This is a genomic window from Nocardioides bruguierae, from assembly GCF_023656415.1.
In the GTDB taxonomy this organism is placed as follows: Bacteria; Actinomycetota; Actinomycetes; order Propionibacteriales; family Nocardioidaceae; genus Nocardioides; species Nocardioides bruguierae.
Genome location: NZ_JAMOIL010000009.1, coordinates 84590 through 100211, shown reverse-complemented (window position 1 = coordinate 100211; position 15622 = coordinate 84590). Strand labels below are relative to the sequence as shown.

General features: G+C 73.0%; 12 protein-coding genes. 3 read left to right on the top strand and 9 right to left on the bottom strand.

Features of this window, described 5'->3' with window-relative positions; all coding sequences use genetic code 11:
* Nucleotides 1-67: 67 nt before the first annotated feature.
* From M8330_RS08340 to pdhA, 3 genes are read right to left on the bottom strand one after another with little or no spacing between them, the layout of a single operon-like run.
* Complete coding sequence (locus M8330_RS08340; RefSeq protein ID WP_250826966.1) at nucleotides 68-1402, bottom strand: dihydrolipoamide acetyltransferase family protein; 1335 nt, start codon at nucleotides 1400-1402, stop codon at nucleotides 68-70.
* Nucleotides 1403-1422: 20 nt separating this feature from the next.
* On the bottom strand, nucleotides 1423-2418 hold the full coding sequence (locus M8330_RS08335; RefSeq protein ID WP_308196256.1) for an alpha-ketoacid dehydrogenase subunit beta: 996 nt from the start codon (nucleotides 2416-2418) through the stop codon (nucleotides 1423-1425).
* Complete coding sequence (pdhA, locus tag M8330_RS08330; protein ID WP_250827032.1) at nucleotides 2415-3530, bottom strand: pyruvate dehydrogenase (acetyl-transferring) E1 component subunit alpha; 1116 nt, start codon at nucleotides 3528-3530, stop codon at nucleotides 2415-2417. Before pdhA ends, M8330_RS08335 begins: the two co-directional genes overlap by 4 nt.
* 306 nt (nucleotides 3531-3836) lie before the next feature.
* Here pdhA and M8330_RS08325 point away from each other — a divergent pair, with 306 nt between their 5' ends.
* Both M8330_RS08325 and M8330_RS08320 read left to right on the top strand, forming a co-directional pair.
* The gene (locus M8330_RS08325; protein ID WP_250826965.1) at nucleotides 3837-4316 is read left to right on the top strand and encodes an SRPBCC family protein; all 480 of its coding nucleotides are present in this window, start codon (nucleotides 3837-3839) and stop codon (nucleotides 4314-4316) included.
* Nucleotides 4313-4525: a hypervirulence associated TUDOR domain-containing protein gene (locus tag M8330_RS08320; RefSeq protein ID WP_250051302.1), complete on the top strand. Its 213-nt coding sequence runs from the start codon at nucleotides 4313-4315 to the stop codon at nucleotides 4523-4525. Before M8330_RS08325 ends, M8330_RS08320 begins: the two co-directional genes overlap by 4 nt.
* A 34-nt stretch (nucleotides 4526-4559) precedes the next feature.
* Here M8330_RS08320 and M8330_RS08315 read toward each other — a convergent pair whose 3' ends face one another.
* Entirely contained in the window at nucleotides 4560-5159 is a 600-nt protein-coding gene (locus M8330_RS08315) for a TetR/AcrR family transcriptional regulator (protein WP_250051303.1), read from the bottom strand.
* A gap of 178 nt (nucleotides 5160-5337) precedes the next feature.
* On the opposite strand from M8330_RS08315, the gene M8330_RS08310 reads away from it, so the two are divergent.
* Nucleotides 5338-6093 carry an SDR family NAD(P)-dependent oxidoreductase gene (locus M8330_RS08310; protein ID WP_250826964.1) on the top strand — a complete coding sequence of 252 codons (756 nt, stop codon included), beginning with the start codon at nucleotides 5338-5340 and terminating at the stop codon, nucleotides 6091-6093.
* 123 nt (nucleotides 6094-6216) lie between these two features.
* Here the strand turns inward: M8330_RS08310 and M8330_RS08305 are convergent, their stop codons facing one another.
* The 5 genes from M8330_RS08305 to M8330_RS08285 form a co-directional block, all read right to left on the bottom strand.
* Nucleotides 6217-7191 carry a glutathione S-transferase family protein gene (locus M8330_RS08305; RefSeq protein ID WP_250826962.1) on the bottom strand — a complete coding sequence of 325 codons (975 nt, stop codon included), beginning with the start codon at nucleotides 7189-7191 and terminating at the stop codon, nucleotides 6217-6219.
* A 34-nt stretch (nucleotides 7192-7225) separates the two neighbouring features.
* A complete protein-coding gene (locus M8330_RS08300; protein WP_250826961.1) occupies nucleotides 7226-8266 on the bottom strand; it encodes a zinc-binding metallopeptidase family protein in 1041 nt (346 codons plus the stop codon).
* A gap of 35 nt (nucleotides 8267-8301) precedes the next feature.
* A complete protein-coding gene (locus tag M8330_RS08295) occupies nucleotides 8302-9306 on the bottom strand; it encodes a transglutaminase family protein (protein ID WP_250826960.1) in 1005 nt (334 codons plus the stop codon).
* Nucleotides 9303-11894, bottom strand: a complete 2592-nt coding sequence (locus M8330_RS08290) for a circularly permuted type 2 ATP-grasp protein (protein ID WP_250826959.1) — start codon at nucleotides 11892-11894, stop codon at nucleotides 9303-9305. The genes M8330_RS08295 and M8330_RS08290 overlap by 4 nt, the downstream gene beginning before the upstream one ends.
* 68 nt (nucleotides 11895-11962) lie before the next feature.
* On the bottom strand, nucleotides 11963-15556 hold the full coding sequence (locus M8330_RS08285; protein WP_250826958.1) for a transglutaminase family protein: 3594 nt from the start codon (nucleotides 15554-15556) through the stop codon (nucleotides 11963-11965).
* Nucleotides 15557-15622: the final 66 nt, after the last annotated feature.

Sequence of the window (15622 nt, the reverse complement as noted above, 5' to 3'; positions counted from 1 at the left end):
CGCAGGAGAATGACGACACCGGCTCGGCGCGCGCCACCGGGACCGGGCTCGCCGCGACATCACAGGCTCAGAACATCAGCGCGAGCGACGGGTCCTCCAGCACGGCCGCGACGTCGGCGAGGAACCGCGAGCCGGTCTCGCCGTCCACGTGCCGGTGGTCGAAGGAGATCGCCAGCGTCGTGACGTGGCGCGGCTCGATCCGCTCCTCGGCGCCGGTGCCGACGACCCACGGGCGCCGCTCGATGGCGCCGACCGCGAGGATGCCCGACTCGCCCGGGTTGAGGATCGGCGTGCCGGCGTCCATGCCGAAGACGCCCACGTTGGTGATCGTGAACGACCCGCCGGCCATGTCCGCGGGGCTGGTGCGGCCCTCGCGCGCGGTGGCGGTGAGCGCACCCAGCGCGACCGCGAGGTCACGCAGGCCGAGGCCGTCCGCGTCCTTGATGTTCGGGACCACGAGCCCGCGTGGGGTGGCCGCGGCGATGCCGAGGTTCACGTAGTGCTTGAGGACGACCTCGCCGGCCGCCTCGTCCCACGTGGAGTTCAGCAGCGGCTGCCGTCCCAGCGCCAGCAGCACGGCCTTGGCGACGACCAGCAGCGGCGTCACCTTCACGTCCCGCAGCTCGCGGTGGCTCTTCAGCCGCTCGACCAGCTCCATGGTGCAGGTGACGTCGAGGGTCTTCCACACGGTCACGTGCGGGGCGGAGAAGGCCGAGTCGACCATCGCCTGCCCCATCGCCTTGCGCACGCCCTTGATCGGCTCGCGGGTCTCACGCTCGCCGGGGGCGCGGGAGGGGCGGGCGGTGGGTGCGGGGGTCGAGGACGGCGCGGCGGTCTCGTGGCTCGTCGCCGACGCGTCCGAGGTCGCGGCCAGCACGTCGTCCCGGGTCACGGTGCCACCGTCGCCGGTGGGGACGACGGCCTGGAGGTCGACCCCGAGGTCCTTGGCGAGCTTGCGGACCGGAGGCTTGGCCAGCGCCCGCACGTCCGTGGGCGCCTTCACGGCCGGGGCGCCGGTCGCCTTGCGCTTGCGACGCGTGCTGCCGCCCTCCGCCTTGGCGCGGCCGACCAGGGACTCCCCCTCCCCGCCGCCGGTCGCACCGGGGTTGGAAGGGTCGATCTCGGGCTGGGCCGGGGCGGGCGCCGGGGTCGGGGCGGCAGCCGGGGCCGCCTCGCCGATCCGGATGATCGGGGTGCCGACGACGACCGTCTCGCCCTCCTCGACCATCAGCGCGGTCACCTCGCCGGCGTACGGCGAGGGCAGCTCGACCACGGACTTCGCGGTCTCGATCTCGACGACCACGTCGTTGACCTTGACGGTGTCGCCGACCTTGACCCGCCAGGCGACGATGTCGGCCTCGGTCAGGCCCTCGCCGACGTCGGGCAGCTTGTACTCGGGCATGGGTTCCTCTCCCGGGTGGGTCAGAAGGCGAGCGAGCGGTCGACCGCGTCCAGCAGCCGGTCCAGGTCGGGGAGGAAGGCCTCCTCGATCCGGGCCGCAGGGTAGGGCACGTCGAAGCCGCCGACGCGCAGCACCGGGGCCTCGAGGGAGTAGAAGCACTCCTCGGTGACGCGGGCTGCCACCTCGGTGCCCACGCCCAGGGTCGTGTGCGCCTCGTGGACGACGACCAGGCGCCCCGTCCGCCGGACGGACTCGACGACGGGGTCGAGGTCCAGCGGCGAGAGCGTGCGCAGGTCGATCACCTCGAGCGAGGTGCCGTCCTCGGCAGCCGCGTCGGCCGCCCGCAGCGCGGTGCGCACGGTGGGGCCGTAGGCGGCGACGGTGACGTCCGTGCCGGGGCGCACCACGCGGGAGGAGAACAGCGGCGCGGGCTCGGCGGCCAGGTCCACGTCCGCCTTCTCGGAGTGGTACTGCCGCTTGGGCTCCAGGAAGACGACCGGGTCGTCGGAGGCGATGGCCTGCTGGATCATCGCGTAGCCGTCGGCCGGGTTCGAGCAGGCCACGACCTTGAGGCCGGGGGTGTGCACGAACTGCGCCTCGGGCGACTCGCTGTGGTGCTCGACCGCACCGATGCCGCCGCCGAACGGGATGCGGATGACGACCGGCATCGCCGTCCGGCCGTCGGTGCGGGCCCGGATCTTGGCGACCTGGCTGACGATCTGGTCGTAGGCCGGGTAGACGAAGCCGTCGAACTGGATCTCGACCACGGGTCGGTAGCCGCGCATCGCCAGGCCCACCGCGGTGCCGACGATGCCGGACTCGGCCAGTGGGGTGTCGATGACGCGGTCGTCGCCGAAGTCCTTCTGGAGGCCGTCGGTGATGCGGAAGACGCCACCGAGCCGGCCGACGTCCTCGCCCATGACGAGGACCTTGTCGTCGTGCTCCATGGCCTTGCGCAGGCCCAGGTTCAGGCCCTTGGCCAGCGTGATCCGCTGCGTGCTGCTCGGCGTGCTCACTGGTCCTCCTCGAAGCCGGCCAGGTAGGCCGCGTAGCCGTCGCGCTGGGCGGCGAGCTCCGGGGTCTGCTCGGCGTAGACGTGGTCGAACATCGACAGCGGGTCCGGGTCGGTGCGGGTGCGGCAGCCCTCGCGCATCCGCTCGCCCAGGGCGTCGGCCTCGGCGGCGAGCTCGTCGAGCCAGGCCTGCTCGACCAGACCGTTGCGGCGCAGGTACGCCTCCAGCCGCAGGATCGGGTCCTTCAGCTTCCACGACTCCACGTCGGCCGAGAGCCGGTAGCGGGTCGGGTCGTCGGTCGTGGTGTGGGCGCCCATCCGGTAGGTGAACGCCTCGATCAGCACCGGCCCCTGGCCCTCGCGCGCCCGCTGCAGCGCCGCGGTGGTGACCGCGTGCATGGCGAGCACGTCGTTGCCGTCGACGCGGATGCCCGGCAGCCCGAAGCCCCACGCGCGCTGGTAGAGCGGCACGCGGCTCTGCCGCTCGGTGGGCTCGGAGATGGCCCACTGGTTGTTGGTGCAGAGGAAGACCACCGGCGCCTGGTAGGACGAGGCGAAGACCAGTGCCTCGTTGACGTCGCCCTGGCTGGAGGCACCGTCGCCGAAGTGCGCCACCACGGCGGCGTCGCGGTCCGGGTCGCCCGTGCCGACCACCCCGTCGCGCTGCAGGCCCATCGCGTAGCCCACCGCGTGCAGGGTCTGCGCGCCGATGATGATCGTGTAGAGGCCCATCCGCGTGGCCTCGGTGTCCCACGTCCCGTGGTCGGTGCCCCGGAACATGCCGAGCAGCTCGACGGGGTCGACGCCCATGCACCAGGCGACGCCGTGCTCGCGGTAGGTCGGGAAGACGAAGTCCTGGCTGCGCACCGAGCGGGCCGCGCCCACCTGGGCGGCCTCCTGGCCCAGCGACTGCGCCCACAGGCCCAGCTCGCCGTGGCGCTGGAGCGCCGTGGCCTCGGTGTCGAGGCGGCGGGTCAGCACCATGTCGCGGTAGAGACCGCGCAGCTGCGCGGGCGTGAGGTCGACGTCGAAGTCGGGGTGCTGGACGCGCTCCCCCTCGGGCGTCAACAGCTGCACGGGGTCCTGGGACCCCTGGGCGTAGGCCCGGGCCAACACGTCACCGGGGTCCTTGCCTGCTTTCGTGCCACCACCGGGGTGGGTCGGGATGCTCTGTTCGCTGGACTGCACGCTGGGCACCGTCAACTCCTCTCGCCCGGGCGGGTTCTCCACCGGGTCGTTCGCCACCGTGTGCTCCCGGGAGGTGCGGGGCGCGGGGGTGGTGCGCCTCATCCTGCCGGATCCGGCGCCCCACTGATGGAGTGTGACGCCGACCACATCGGTGCACCCACGCTACAACGCACCCCCGACGCACGCATCCGCCGGGTGGTGCCCCGGGTGCGTCCACCCTCCTACGGTCGGGACATGACCGTGCAGTCCTCGATCGTCGTCGACACCGCCCCGTCCGTGGTGTTCTCGATCGTCGCCGACCCCCGCCAGCACGCCCGGATCGACGGCTCGGGCACCGTCGTGGCCGGCGCCGACACCAGTGAGGCACCGCAGGGGCTCGCGCTGGGCGACACGTTCGGCATGCGCATGCGCCTCGGCGTGCCCTACGCGACGAGGAACACGGTCGTGGAGCACACCGAGGACCGGCTCATCGCCTGGCGGCACGTTGGCAAGCACCGGTGGCGCTACGAGATCGAGCCGCTGGACCTCGCCGACGGCGCGTCGCGCTGTCGGGTCACCGAGACGTGGGACGACTCCGGCTACGGCCCGGTCGGCCGCCGCGTCCTGGCCCTGCTGGGCTACCCGGCGCGCAACCTGCGCGCGATCGAGGCCACCCTGCTGCGACTCAAGGACGCCGCCGAGCGCGACGCCGGCCTGGGCGAGGAGGACGCATGATCCGCACCGGCACGCGCGTCACCTGGTCGTGGGGCGCCGGCACCGGCTCCGGCACGGTCACCGAGGTGCACCACGAGACCGTCACCCGCACGATCAAGGGCGAGGAGATCACCCGCCACGGCAGCGACGACGAGCCCGCCTACGTCATCGACTCCGACTCCGGCGACGCCGTGGTGAAGCTGGCCGGCGAGGTCGAGCGCGCCGACTGACCGCGCGCCCGCTCCCCGTCCTCGAGCGCCGACCTCAGGCGGACGCCGGCGTGGCGACCGCGTCGGTCCACCACTGCGGCGTGAGGGCGGCGTAGACGTCCACGAAGGCGTCCACGTCGAGCTCGTCGGTGGCGATCCAGGTGGCGATCAGGCCCACCGTGCCGTCCGCGAGGAACCGGGCCGCCGCCTCGGCGGTGAGCTCGGCGTCGACGCCGGGCACGTCGAGCACGACGCGTGCGCGGCCGGCCGAGCGGAGCTGACGGGTGGAGCCCATGAAGTGGCTGGCCAGCATGGCGTGCAGCGAGCTGGGCCCGGCGTCCGAGGCGAGACCCTGGCGGTAGACGCCGAGGTGGCTCTTGACGTGCTCGAGCACCATCCGGGTGCCCTCGTGGATGGCTACCGGCAGGTCCTCGGCGGGCGAGAGGAGGCGCACGCGCACCTCGTCCAGCTCCCGCACGAGCGCCTGCTCGAGCAGCGCGAACGGCGACGAGGCGTGCTCGTAGAAGGTGGTGCGGTGCACGCCGGCCTCCGCCGCCACCTCGGTCACGCTGAGCGTGGCCACGGGCCGCTCCTGCGCCAGCGTCAGCACCGCCCGGTGCAGCCGCTCGCGGCTGCGTCGCTGTCGTGCGTCCATGTCTTCGCCCCTCACCAGCGCCACCGACCTGCGGTGGCGCACCTCACAGCAACCTGCCAGGGAAGTTACGCCCCACCCTCGGAACAAGTCACGTGCGCGTGAGGTTACAGTGTCAAATAGCCCAACAACTGTCGAATAAGATCAGGCCCGACCTCGCTGCCGGACCGGAGGAGAAGAAATGGCCACCTACGACGTCGCCGACCGTTCCGCCATCGTCACCGGGGCCGGCAACGGCATCGGCCGCGCAGTCGCCCTGACCCTGGCCACCAACGGCGCCTCCGTCCTCGTCTGGGACCTCCTGGAGGACGCCGCGCAGAAGGTCGTCGCCGAGATCGAGGAGGCCGGCGGCACCGCCCAGGCCTTCATCGGCGACGCCTCGGACGCCGAGACCCACGCGAAGGCCATCGAGGCCGCCAACGCGATGGCCCCGCTGAAGATCGCCGTGAACAACGCCGGCATCGGCGGCGCCGCGGCCCCGGCCGGCGAGTACCCGCTGGACTCCTGGCGCAAGGTCATCGACATCAACCTCAACGGCGTCTTCTACGGCGTCGCCGCGCAGGTCGAGGCCATGAAGGCCAACGGTGGCGGCTCGATCGTCAACATGGCCTCCGTCCTCGGCTCCGTCGGCATCCCGAACTCCGGCGCCTACGTGACCGCCAAGCACGGCCTCCTCGGCATGACCAAGAACGCCGCGCTCGAGTACGCCAAGGACGACGTCCGCGTCACCGCCGTCGGCCCCGGCTTCATCAAGACCCCGCTGCTCGAGGCCAACCTGGACGCCGACGCGCAGGAGTTCCTCGCCTCCAAGCACGCCTTCGGCCGCATGGGCTCCCCGGACGAGGTCGCCGGCCTGGTCGCGTTCCTCGCCTCCGACGCCGCGTCCTTCATCACCGGCTCCTACCACCTCGTCGACGGTGGCTACGCCGCCCAGTGACGACCCCGGCCGTCACGCCCGCGTGACGGCACGCCGCGCCCCCCGACGCGGCCCCCTGACCTCGGCCCGTCCACGGCGATCCCGTGGGCGGGCCGGGCCGTTCCGGAGACGGACGGCCTGAGGTCAGGCGAGGGACTCGCGCCCGTGCGAGGTCTCCCAGACGGCGGCGTCCGGGCCCTTCGGGACGATCCCGGTGGGGTTGATGTCGCTGTGGACGACGTAGTAGTGCGCCTTGATCTGGTCGAAGTCGACGGTCTCGCCGAACCCGGGGGTCTGGAAGAGGTCGCGGGCGTAGCCCCAGAGGTTCGGCATCTCGGTCAGCTTGTTGCGGTTGCACTTGAAGTGGCCGTGGTAGACCGCGTCGAAGCGCACCAGCGTGGTGAAGAGGCGGACGTCGGCCTCGGTGATCGCCGAGCCCATCAGGTAGCGGCGGGTGGCGAGGCGCTCCTCCAGCCAGTCCAGGGCGGTGAACAGCCGGTCGTAGGCGTCCTCGTAGGCCTCCTGGGAGCCGGCGAAGCCGCAGCGGTACACGCCGTTGTTCACCTCGGTGAAGACGCGCTTGTTGACGACGTCCATCTCCTCGCGGAGCTCCTCGGGCCACAGGTTCGGCGCGCCCTCGGCGTGGAACTCCTTCCACTCGTGGAAGAAGTCGTGCGTGATCCATGGGAAGTCGTTGGTGACGATCTCGCCGGTGCGCTCGTCCACGATCGTGGGCACCGTGATGCCGCGCGGGTAGCCGGGGAAGCGCTTCTCGTAGGCGTCCTTGAGGAAGTGGATGCCCAGCACCGGGTCCACCTCGCCCTCGTCGAGGTCGAACGTCCACGACCGCTGGTCGTGGGTGGGGCCGGGCAGGCCGATCGAGATGACGTCCTGGAGACCCAGCAGCTCGCGCACGATGATCGCGCGGTTGGCCCACGGGCAGGCGCGGGCCGCGATCAGGCGGTAGCGCCCCGGCTCCACCGGCCACAGCTCCCCGTTCACGGGGCCGTGCTCGGGCGTGCGGGCACCGGCGGTGATCCGGTCCGGGACGTAGGTCATGTCCCGGTCGAAGCCCTTGCCCTTCTCGACGTAGCTGGGGGTGTGGTCGGAGGTCGTCATGGCACGAGGGTAGTTGAAACTCGTACCATGACGGTCACCCGACCGGTCGGGTGCCCGTCACGTCCGAGGACGAGGCCCGCACCAGGCCGTCGACGAACTCGAGCTTGTCGAGGACCGGCGCCGGGATGACGAACGGGTACAGGTCCTCCTTGCCCATCGATCGGTTGACCATGTTCAGCGCCGTCGAGAGGGGGATCCAGGTGTGCTGGACGACGTCGCGGAACCCCGGCTCGATGCCGACCGGCCCGGCCAGGCCGTAGGCCCGCGCGGTCTCGATCGTGTCGACGATGTGCAGGTAGTGCGCCCAGGTCTCGGCGAAGTCCTCGAACGGGTGCATGGTCGCGTAGGTGGAGATGTAGTTCTCCGCCCAGTCGGCCGGCGCGCCCTGCTCGTAGTGCCGGTCGATGGCGTCCTGGTAGCTCGCCGTGTCGTCGCCGAAGAGCTCCACGTAGCGCGCGTGCGTCTCGTCGTCGCGCACCAGCTGCCACTGGTAGTAGTGGCCGATCTCGTGGCGGAAGTGGCCGAGCATCGTGCGGTACGGCTCGCCCATCTGGTCGCGCACCTTCTCGCGGTACGCGGTGTCGGACTCGGCCAGGTCGATGGTGATGACGCCGTCGGCGTGCCCGATCACCACGTTCTCCTCCACCGAGGAGAGCAGGTCGAAGGCCAGGCCGTCCGCCTCGTCCGCGTTCGTCCCGGCGGCGTCCTCGCCCTCCTTGCCGACGATCGGCAGGCCGAGGTCCTCCAGCTCGGTGATGAGCGCCCGCTTGGCCTGCTCGGCCACCGGGAAGTTCGAGAGGCCCTCGAGGTCGGCGTCGTTCGGCCGGGTGCGCGTGAGGTGGCAGGAGAAGCACCAGCCGCCCTCGTCGCGGGTCAGCCAGGTGCAGCCGGAGAGGTTGAGGTTCGCGCAGACGTACCAGGTGGTGCCGGCCGCGTCGGTGTAGCTGTTCTTCTCGTCCACCGGCACGATGTCGCGCTCGGCGCGCGACCAGCCCAGGTTGGTGCCGCAGGACACGCAGACGGAGTTCTCGAAGTAGAGCGGGTTCGCACAGACCCGGCAGCGGTACGCCTTCACGCACGCATGATGCCCGCTCGCCGGCCCGCGGGCTCTCACCCGTCCAGCGGGGTCCCCCCGGGCAGGGCGCCGACGACCTCGACGAGGTTGCCCTCCTCGTCCATCGGCGCCACGTCCACCGAGACCCGCAGCGTCGAGCGCTTGGCCTCGGTGAAGATCACGCCCTTGACCGGCGGCACGTCGGCGTAGTCGCGGCCCCAGGCCACCGTCACGTACCGCTCCCCGGCCCACTGGTCGTTGGTCGGGTCCAGCGCCAGCCAGTGCCCCTCCGGCTCCTGGGCGGGCAGGACGTCGGCGGGGCCGGCCTCCTCGCCCGGGGCCGGCACGGTCGGGACCGCCGGCAGCCACACCGCCGCCCAGGCGTGCGAGGCGTCCGCGCCGACGATGCGGGGCTTGCCCGGCGGCGGGTCGGTGGCCAGGTAGCCCGAGACGTACCGCACGGCCAGGCCGTGGCTGCGCAGGCAGGACAGCATCAGGTGCGCGAAGTCCTGGCACACGCCCGCCCGGCTGCTGAAGATGTCGGGGATGGTCGAGGTGACCGTGGTGGCCGTCTTGTCGTAGGAGAAGTCGGCGTGCACCCGGCGCATGAGGTCGGTGACCGCCTCCCCCAGCGGCCGCCCGGGCGTGAGGGACTCCGCGCCGTAGGCCCGCGCCTGCTCCGTCTGCGCGACCAGCGCCGAGGGCAGCGCGAAGTCCGTGGCGTGCCGCGCCCCCGGCAGGTCGGGGTGCAGCAGCGGCCGGGCCCGCTCCCACGGCTGGGACAGCGCGGCCTCGGGGTGCTCCGGCTCGGCCGTGCGCACCGTCGAGACCGCCTCCACCTCGAGCTTGCGGTGCGGCTCGGTGACCTGGAAGTAGGTGACGGTGTTGCCCAGGTAGTCCCCGCGCGTGGTCAGGTCGGACGGGGCGGGGCTGACCATCACCTCGGTCGTCTCGATCTCCTGGCCCGGCAGGGCGCGCGGCGTCACGTAGGCGAGGCCGTAGGAGTCGGTGACGGGCTCGTCGTAGGTGTAGGTGGTGCGGTGGGTGACGCGGTACCTCATGCGTCCCCCTCGCGCCTCGCGCCACCGCGCGGCACCCGCGGCGGGATGCCCGGCGGACGCTCCATGTCGTCGGTGATGACGGGGATGGTGCCGGTGACCGGCTCGGCCGGCAGCGCGTCGAGCACGGTGAGGCTGTTGAGCGGACGCGGCGGCGGGCCGGAGGAGAGGTGGTGCTCGGCGATGGCGTCACCCAGCGTGGAGAGGCGCTCCAGCGTCTCCTCCAGGAACGTGGTGAGCAGCGGACGGTCCGTGCCGCCGATGGCCACCAGCGACGACACCTCCTGCGCCTCCACCTCGCTGAGCAGGTGCTCCAGGAGCCGCTCGGGACGGGTCGAGCCGGTCGAGCCCGCCAGTCGGCCCAGGTGCGTGCGCAGCTCGGTGAGGCAGTGCAGCAGCGAGCGCGGGTTGTCGGGGTCCAGCAGGAGCAGGTCCAGGACGCCGGCGGGGCGGACGTAGCCGCGGAACCGCCGGCGGTGCGTCACGCCCGACTCGGCCGCGTCGAGCACCGCGGCCAGCACGGCCCGGTCCACGTCGAGGCCCCGGCGCTCGGTGGTGGTGGCGACGAGCAGGTGGCACAGCTGGATCGCCCGCTCGAGCCAGCGCCCTGCCGAGAGCAGCCGCCAGCCGTCGTCCTGCATCATGTTCGCGCTGCTGCCCTGCAGCGACAGCAGCCCCGTGAGGTGGCGGCCCGCGGCCTCGGCGATCTGGTGGCTGGCCGGGCTGAGCTCGAGCAGGGTGACGGCGCGGTCGATGACGCCCAGCGCGCGCCAGGTGTCGACGGAGAGCTGGTCACGGATGCCGGACAGCGCGTCGCGCAGCGCGGCCACGCTGTGCCCGACGCCGCCGACGCGGTCCTCGTCGAGCAGCAGCGAGCGGAACTCCGCGTCGAGGTTCTCGTGCCGCCGCCCGGCCAGGCGGGACTGCGCGCCGAGCAGCACCTCGAGGCTGGTCCCGCCCGCGGTGCGCGGACGGCTGCGGAAGTCCTCGGCCGTGCCGTGGGTGACCAGCAGCAGCCGCAGCATGCCCTCGGCCCGCTCGGCGTAGCGGCCGGTCCAGTACAGGTCCTCCAGGACGCGCGGAGCGGCGACCGGGGCGGCGCGCCCGGGCGTCGCGGCGAGGACGCCGGAGAGCCCCTGGTCCGCGTCGGCCGGGTCGGCCTTGAGCACCCAGACGTCCTTGCTGGAGGACGAGCGGGTGCCGATGTCGTCCAGCACGTTCGCCATGCCGCCGACCAGCGGCCGGTAGGCCGTGCCGTAGCGCACGGTGAAGGTGCGCAGCGTGACCGGGCGCGGCCGGGCCGCCCCCGCGCTCCACGAGGGCACCTGGGAGAAGACCGGGTCGCGGCGGCCCACGTAGTGGTGCGGGCGGGCGAGCACCCGCTCGACCAGCTCGCCGCGCGGCAGGCCGGTCAGGCCGTCCTCGGGGCCGTCGACGGCGACCACGCGGACGTCGGGGTCCCGCTCGACCAGGTCCAGGGTCGCCTCGAGGCCGGCCGGGTCGCCGCACCACCAGGAGTCCACGGACGGCAGCAGCAGCGACTCGCCCAGCAGCAGCTCGCACACGGCGGGCAGGTAGGGCAGCAGCGCGGGGCTCTCCAGCACGCCGGCGCCGATCGGGTTCACGATCCGCACCCGGCCGCGACGGGCCGCCTCCGTGAGCCCGGCGACGCCGAGCTGGGACTCCCCGCGCAGCTCCAGCGGGTCCGACCAGGAGGCGTCGACGCGCCGCACGACCACGTCCACGCGCTCCATGCGTCCGCGGTTCTGGCGCAGGTAGACCCACCCGTCGCGGACGACGAGGTCGCTGCCCTCGACCAGCGGGAAGCCGAGGGTGGAGGCGAGGAACGCCTGGTCGTAGGCGGTCTCGGAGTGCGTGCCGGGGGTGAGGACGACGACGCGCGGGTCGGCGACCTCGCCGGGCGCGGCCTGCATGAGCGCGCTGCGCAGCGCCCAGAAGTAGGGCTCCATGCGGTGCAGCCCGGCCTCGCGGTACATCTCCGGGAGCACGCGGGAGAGCACGCGCCGGTTCTCCATCGCGTAGCCGATGCCGGAGGGCGCCTGGGTCTTGTCGCCGACGGCGCGCCAGGTGCCGTCGTGGTCGCGGCCGATGTCGGTGGCCGAGAAGACCAGCGGGTGGCTGTCCGGCATCCGGGCGCCGGCCATGGCGCGGACGAAGCCCGGGTGGCCGAGCACCACGGCGGCCGGCACGACCCGCTCGGTGAGCACCCGCTGCGGGCCGTAGAGGTCCACGAGCAGGGCGTTGAGCAGCTCGGCGCGCTGGGCGAGGCCCACCTCGAGGGGCGCCCAGGTGCCGGCGTCCACGACGAGGGGCACCGGGTCCAGCCGCCACGGGCCGGGCCGCTCGCCGGGGCGGGCGTAGGTGACGCCCTCGTCGGCGAGCATGCGGACGATGTCCCCGTCGACCCGGTAGAGGTCGTGCGGGGTCAGCCCCACGGCCAGCTCGGCCAGCGGCTTCCAGGCAGGCCGCAGCGACCCGTCCGGGCCCACCACCTCGTCGAAGCGGCGGGGCCGGTCCTCGTCCAGAGGCGGCTGCGTCACCGCAGCGGCGTAGTCGCGCAGCACCGTCACGGGGACATTCTCACCTGCCGCTCACGGATTCCCCGCACTCCGGACACCGCGTCCCGCCCGTCGTGCGCTCAGGTCCGCAGCGGGCCGGGCGCCCGCCGCAGGTCGAGCGTGTGCGGGGTCTCCGCGGACGCGGCACGCCGGCCGGTCTCGCGCATGCCGGCGACGTCCAGCAGGCCGGGCGTGTGCCCGCGCGGCTCGAACCGGGTCAGGCGCCGCGACTCGGCCTCGTTGGCGTTGACCGGGGGCACGTCGTAGCTGCGGCCGCCGGGGTGGCTGACGTGGTAGGTCGCGCCGCCGAGGCTGACCTGGTTCACCGTGTCCACCACGTCCACGTGCAGTGGCGCGTGCACGCCGATGGAGGGGTGCAGCGCCGACCACGGCTGCCACGCCCGGTAGCGGACGCCGGCGTAGTACTCGCCCGGTCGGCCGGTCGGCGCCAGCGGCACCGGGACGCCGTTGACCGTGACCATCTGTCGGCCCGGGTCGAAGTCGCGGACCGTGACCTGCATCCGCTCCACCGAGGAGTCGACGTAGCGGCTCGTGCCGCCCGCGGTGGCCTCCTCGCCCAGCACCATCCAGGGCTCGATCGCCTGGCGCAGCTCGAGCTCGACCGCCCCAGGAACATGGCCGGTGCCACCCTGCTCGGGGCGCATGCCGGGCGTGGTGGGCACCCGGACGACGCCGATCCGCGGGAACCGGAACTCGGTGAACGGGTCCAGCCAGGACTCCTCGAACGCGATCCCGGCACCGCGCAGGTCGGCCGCGACCTCCGCGATGTCGGCGATGGTGCCCTGCGGCAGCAGGAACCGCTCGTGCAGGCCCGTCCCCCAGCGCACCAGCGGGTCGTGGTTCGGCCGCTCCCAGAACATCGCGACGAGGCTGCGCACCAGCAGCGCCTGCACCAGCGCCATCTGCGGGTGCGGCGGCATCTCGAAGCCGCGCAGCTCCAGCAGGCCGAGGCGCCCGCGGGAGGAGTCGGGGCTGTACATCTTGTCGATGCAGAACTCGGCGCGGTGGGTGTTGCCGGTGAGGTCGACGAGCAGGTGCCGCAGCGCCCGGTCGACCAGCCACGGACGCGGCTCCAGGCCCTGCCAGGCCAGGCTGTCGGTGATCCGGGCGATCTCCGCGAAGGCGATCTCCATCTCGTAGACGGCCTCGGGGCGTGCCTCGTCGAACCGCGGCGCCTGGCTGGTGGGGCCGATGAAGCGTCCGCTGAACAGGTAGGACAGCGACGGGTGGCGCTGCCAGTAGCGCAGCAGGCTGACCAGCAGGTCGGGGCGGCGCAGCATCGGGGAGTCGACCGGCTGGTGGCCGCCCAGGGTGATGTGGTTGCCGCCGCCGGTGCCGGTGTGCAGCCCGTCGAGGTCGAACTTCTCGGTCGTCAGGCGGCTGCGCCGGGCCTGGTCGTAGAGCGTCTCGGTGAGGTCGCGCAGGTCGGTCCAGGAGCGGGTCGGCTGCACGTTGACCTCGATGACGCCGGGGTCGGGCGTGACCGTGAGCGAGGTGAGGCGGGCGTCCGGCGGCGGGCCGTAGCCCTCGAGCACGACGGGCTGCTCCAGCCGCCGGGCGGCCACCTCGATGATCTTCAGCAGGTCGGTGTAGTCCTCCAGGCGCGCGGTGGGCGGCAGGAAGACGTGCACGTGGCCGTCGCGGGCCTCGAAGGCGACCGCGGTGGTGGGCGCGCCGTCCGGGGCGCAGATGTCGACCTTCGGCACGCTCGGCTCGAGCGGCTCGCCGGCCTCCAGGTAGGAGGGCTGGTCGTCGGGGTCGGGGTCGACCCACGAGATCGAGTCCAGCGGCAGGCGCAGGCCCACGGCGCTGGTGCCCGGGCTGAGCACGAGCCGGCCGCGGCGCAGCCGCCACTGCGGGGACGTCCACTCCTCGCCGGTGGTCAGCGGCAGCACCCAGCCGGTGGGCTCGGTGACCGCCTCGTCCAGGCGCTGGATCAGCTCCAGGCCGGCCGCGTCCATCCGGTCGACCATCGAGACCGGCTCGGCCTCGCCGTGCTCGGCCTCCGGGGAGGGCGCCTGCGTGCCGGCGCGTGGGTCGGTCGGGTCGGAGGGGTCGCGGAGCGTCTCGGCCCCCGGCTCGCCGTCGGAGTCGCGCACCGGGTCGGCCTCGACGCCGTGCGGCTCGAGGTTCTTCGGCTTGTCGGCCACCACCGGACCGACGTCGACGGGGCCGGCCTCGTCGAGCGCCGCCTCCGCCTCGAGCGCGGCCACGTGCGCGGGGTCGAGCAGGTCCAGCTCCGGCTTCTCGCCGTGCGGGCGCGCCACCGACTCGGCCAGCGAGAGGAACGGGTCCTCGTAGGCCGGGCGCAGCTGCTCGGCGGGCAGGCCGAGCGAGCGGGTCACGCGGTAGGCCAGCTTCTCGGCGCGCTCGTGGGCGTCCTCGTAGGCCTGATCGTCGTCCCACGGCTCGGCCAGCAGGGCCGGGTCGGACCACAGCGGCACGCCGTCCGAGCGCCACTGCAGGGCGATGTTCCAGCGGGGCAGCGGCTCGCCCGGGTACCACTTGCCCTGCCCGCGGTGCACCACGCCGCCGTCCGCGTAGACGGCGCGCAGCCGCTCGGCCAGCTCGCGGGCGAGCGCGCGCTTGTGCGGGCCGTCGGCGTCGGTGTTCCACTCGTCGGAGGTCTGGTCGTCGAGCGCCACGAAGGTGGGCTCGCCGCCCATGGTCAGGCGCACGTCGCCCGCCTCGAGCCGGGCGTCGACGCCCTGGGCCACCGCGTCGACGCGGCTCCACGCCTCGTCCGTGTAGGGCTTGGTGACCCGCGGGTCCTCGTGCACCCGGGTGACCGTGTTGGAGAAGGAGAACTCCACCTCGGTCTTGTCGGTGGCGCCCTCGATCGGGGCGGACGAGGAGGGGTGCGGGGTCGCCGAGAGCGGGATGTGGCCCTCGCCGGCGAAGAGGGCGGACGTCGGGTCCAGGCCGATCCAGCCGGCGCCGGGGACGAACACCTCGGTCCAGGCGTGCAGGTCGGTGAAGTCGGCCTCGGGGCCGCTGGGCCCGTCCAGGCTCTCCTGGTCGGCGCTGAGCTGCACCAGGTACCCGGAGACGAAGCGGGCGGCGAGGCCGTACTGGCGCAGCAGGCTCACGAGCATCCAGGCGGAGTCCCGGCAGGAGCCGATCTTGGACTCCAGCGTGTGGTCGGGCGTCTGGACGCCGGGCTCCATCCGCACCGAGTAGCCGATCTCGGCCTGCACGGCGGCGTTGAGGTTGGCCAGGAAGTCGACGGTGCGCACGTCCATCGGCAGGTCGAGCTTCTCGCGCCAGGCGTCGACCTCGCCGGCGTCCTCGACGTCGCGCATGTACGGCGCCAGGTCGGCCCGGAGCTCCTCGGCGTAGGTGAACGGGAAGGTCTCCGCGTACTCCTCGACGAAGAAGTCGAAGGGGTTGATCGTGATCATGTCGGCCACGAGCCCGACGGTGATGTCGAGGGTCTTGACCTTCTCGGGGAAGACCAGGCGCGCCAGCCAGTTGCCGAAGGCGTCCTGCTGCCAGTTGATGAAGTGGCCGGCCGGCTCGACCTTCAACGTGTAGGAGTCGATCGGCGTCCGCGTGTGCGGGGCAGGCCGCAGCCGCACCACGTGCGGACCGACGTTGATCGGGCGGTCGAAGTCGTAGGTGGTGCGGTGCTCCAGGGCGACCTTGATCGACATGGGGCCAAGACTGCCTTGGTCTGGTGACGAACGCGTCACCATCTCGGTCACCGGCGAGGCTCATTT

What these genes read in the sequence shown, in the direction of transcription:
- M8330_RS08325 (WP_250826965.1), top strand. Translation starts at nt 3,837, where the DNA reads ATGACCGTGCAGTCCTCGATCGTCGTCGACACCGCCCCGTCCGTGGTG.
- M8330_RS08340 (WP_250826966.1), bottom strand. Translation starts at nt 1,402, where the DNA reads ATGCCCGAGTACAAGCTGCCCGACGTCGGCGAGGGCCTGACCGAGGCC.
- M8330_RS08285 (WP_250826958.1), bottom strand. Translation starts at nt 15,556, where the DNA reads ATGTCGATCAAGGTCGCCCTGGAGCACCGCACCACCTACGACTTCGAC.
- M8330_RS08310 (WP_250826964.1), top strand. Translation starts at nt 5,338, where the DNA reads ATGGCCACCTACGACGTCGCCGACCGTTCCGCCATCGTCACCGGGGCC.
- M8330_RS08315 (WP_250051303.1), bottom strand. Translation starts at nt 5,159, where the DNA reads ATGGACGCACGACAGCGACGCAGCCGCGAGCGGCTGCACCGGGCGGTG.
- M8330_RS08320 (WP_250051302.1), top strand. Translation starts at nt 4,313, where the DNA reads ATGATCCGCACCGGCACGCGCGTCACCTGGTCGTGGGGCGCCGGCACC.
- M8330_RS08305 (WP_250826962.1), bottom strand. Translation starts at nt 7,191, where the DNA reads ATGACGACCTCCGACCACACCCCCAGCTACGTCGAGAAGGGCAAGGGC.
- M8330_RS08295 (WP_250826960.1), bottom strand. Translation starts at nt 9,306, where the DNA reads ATGAGGTACCGCGTCACCCACCGCACCACCTACACCTACGACGAGCCC.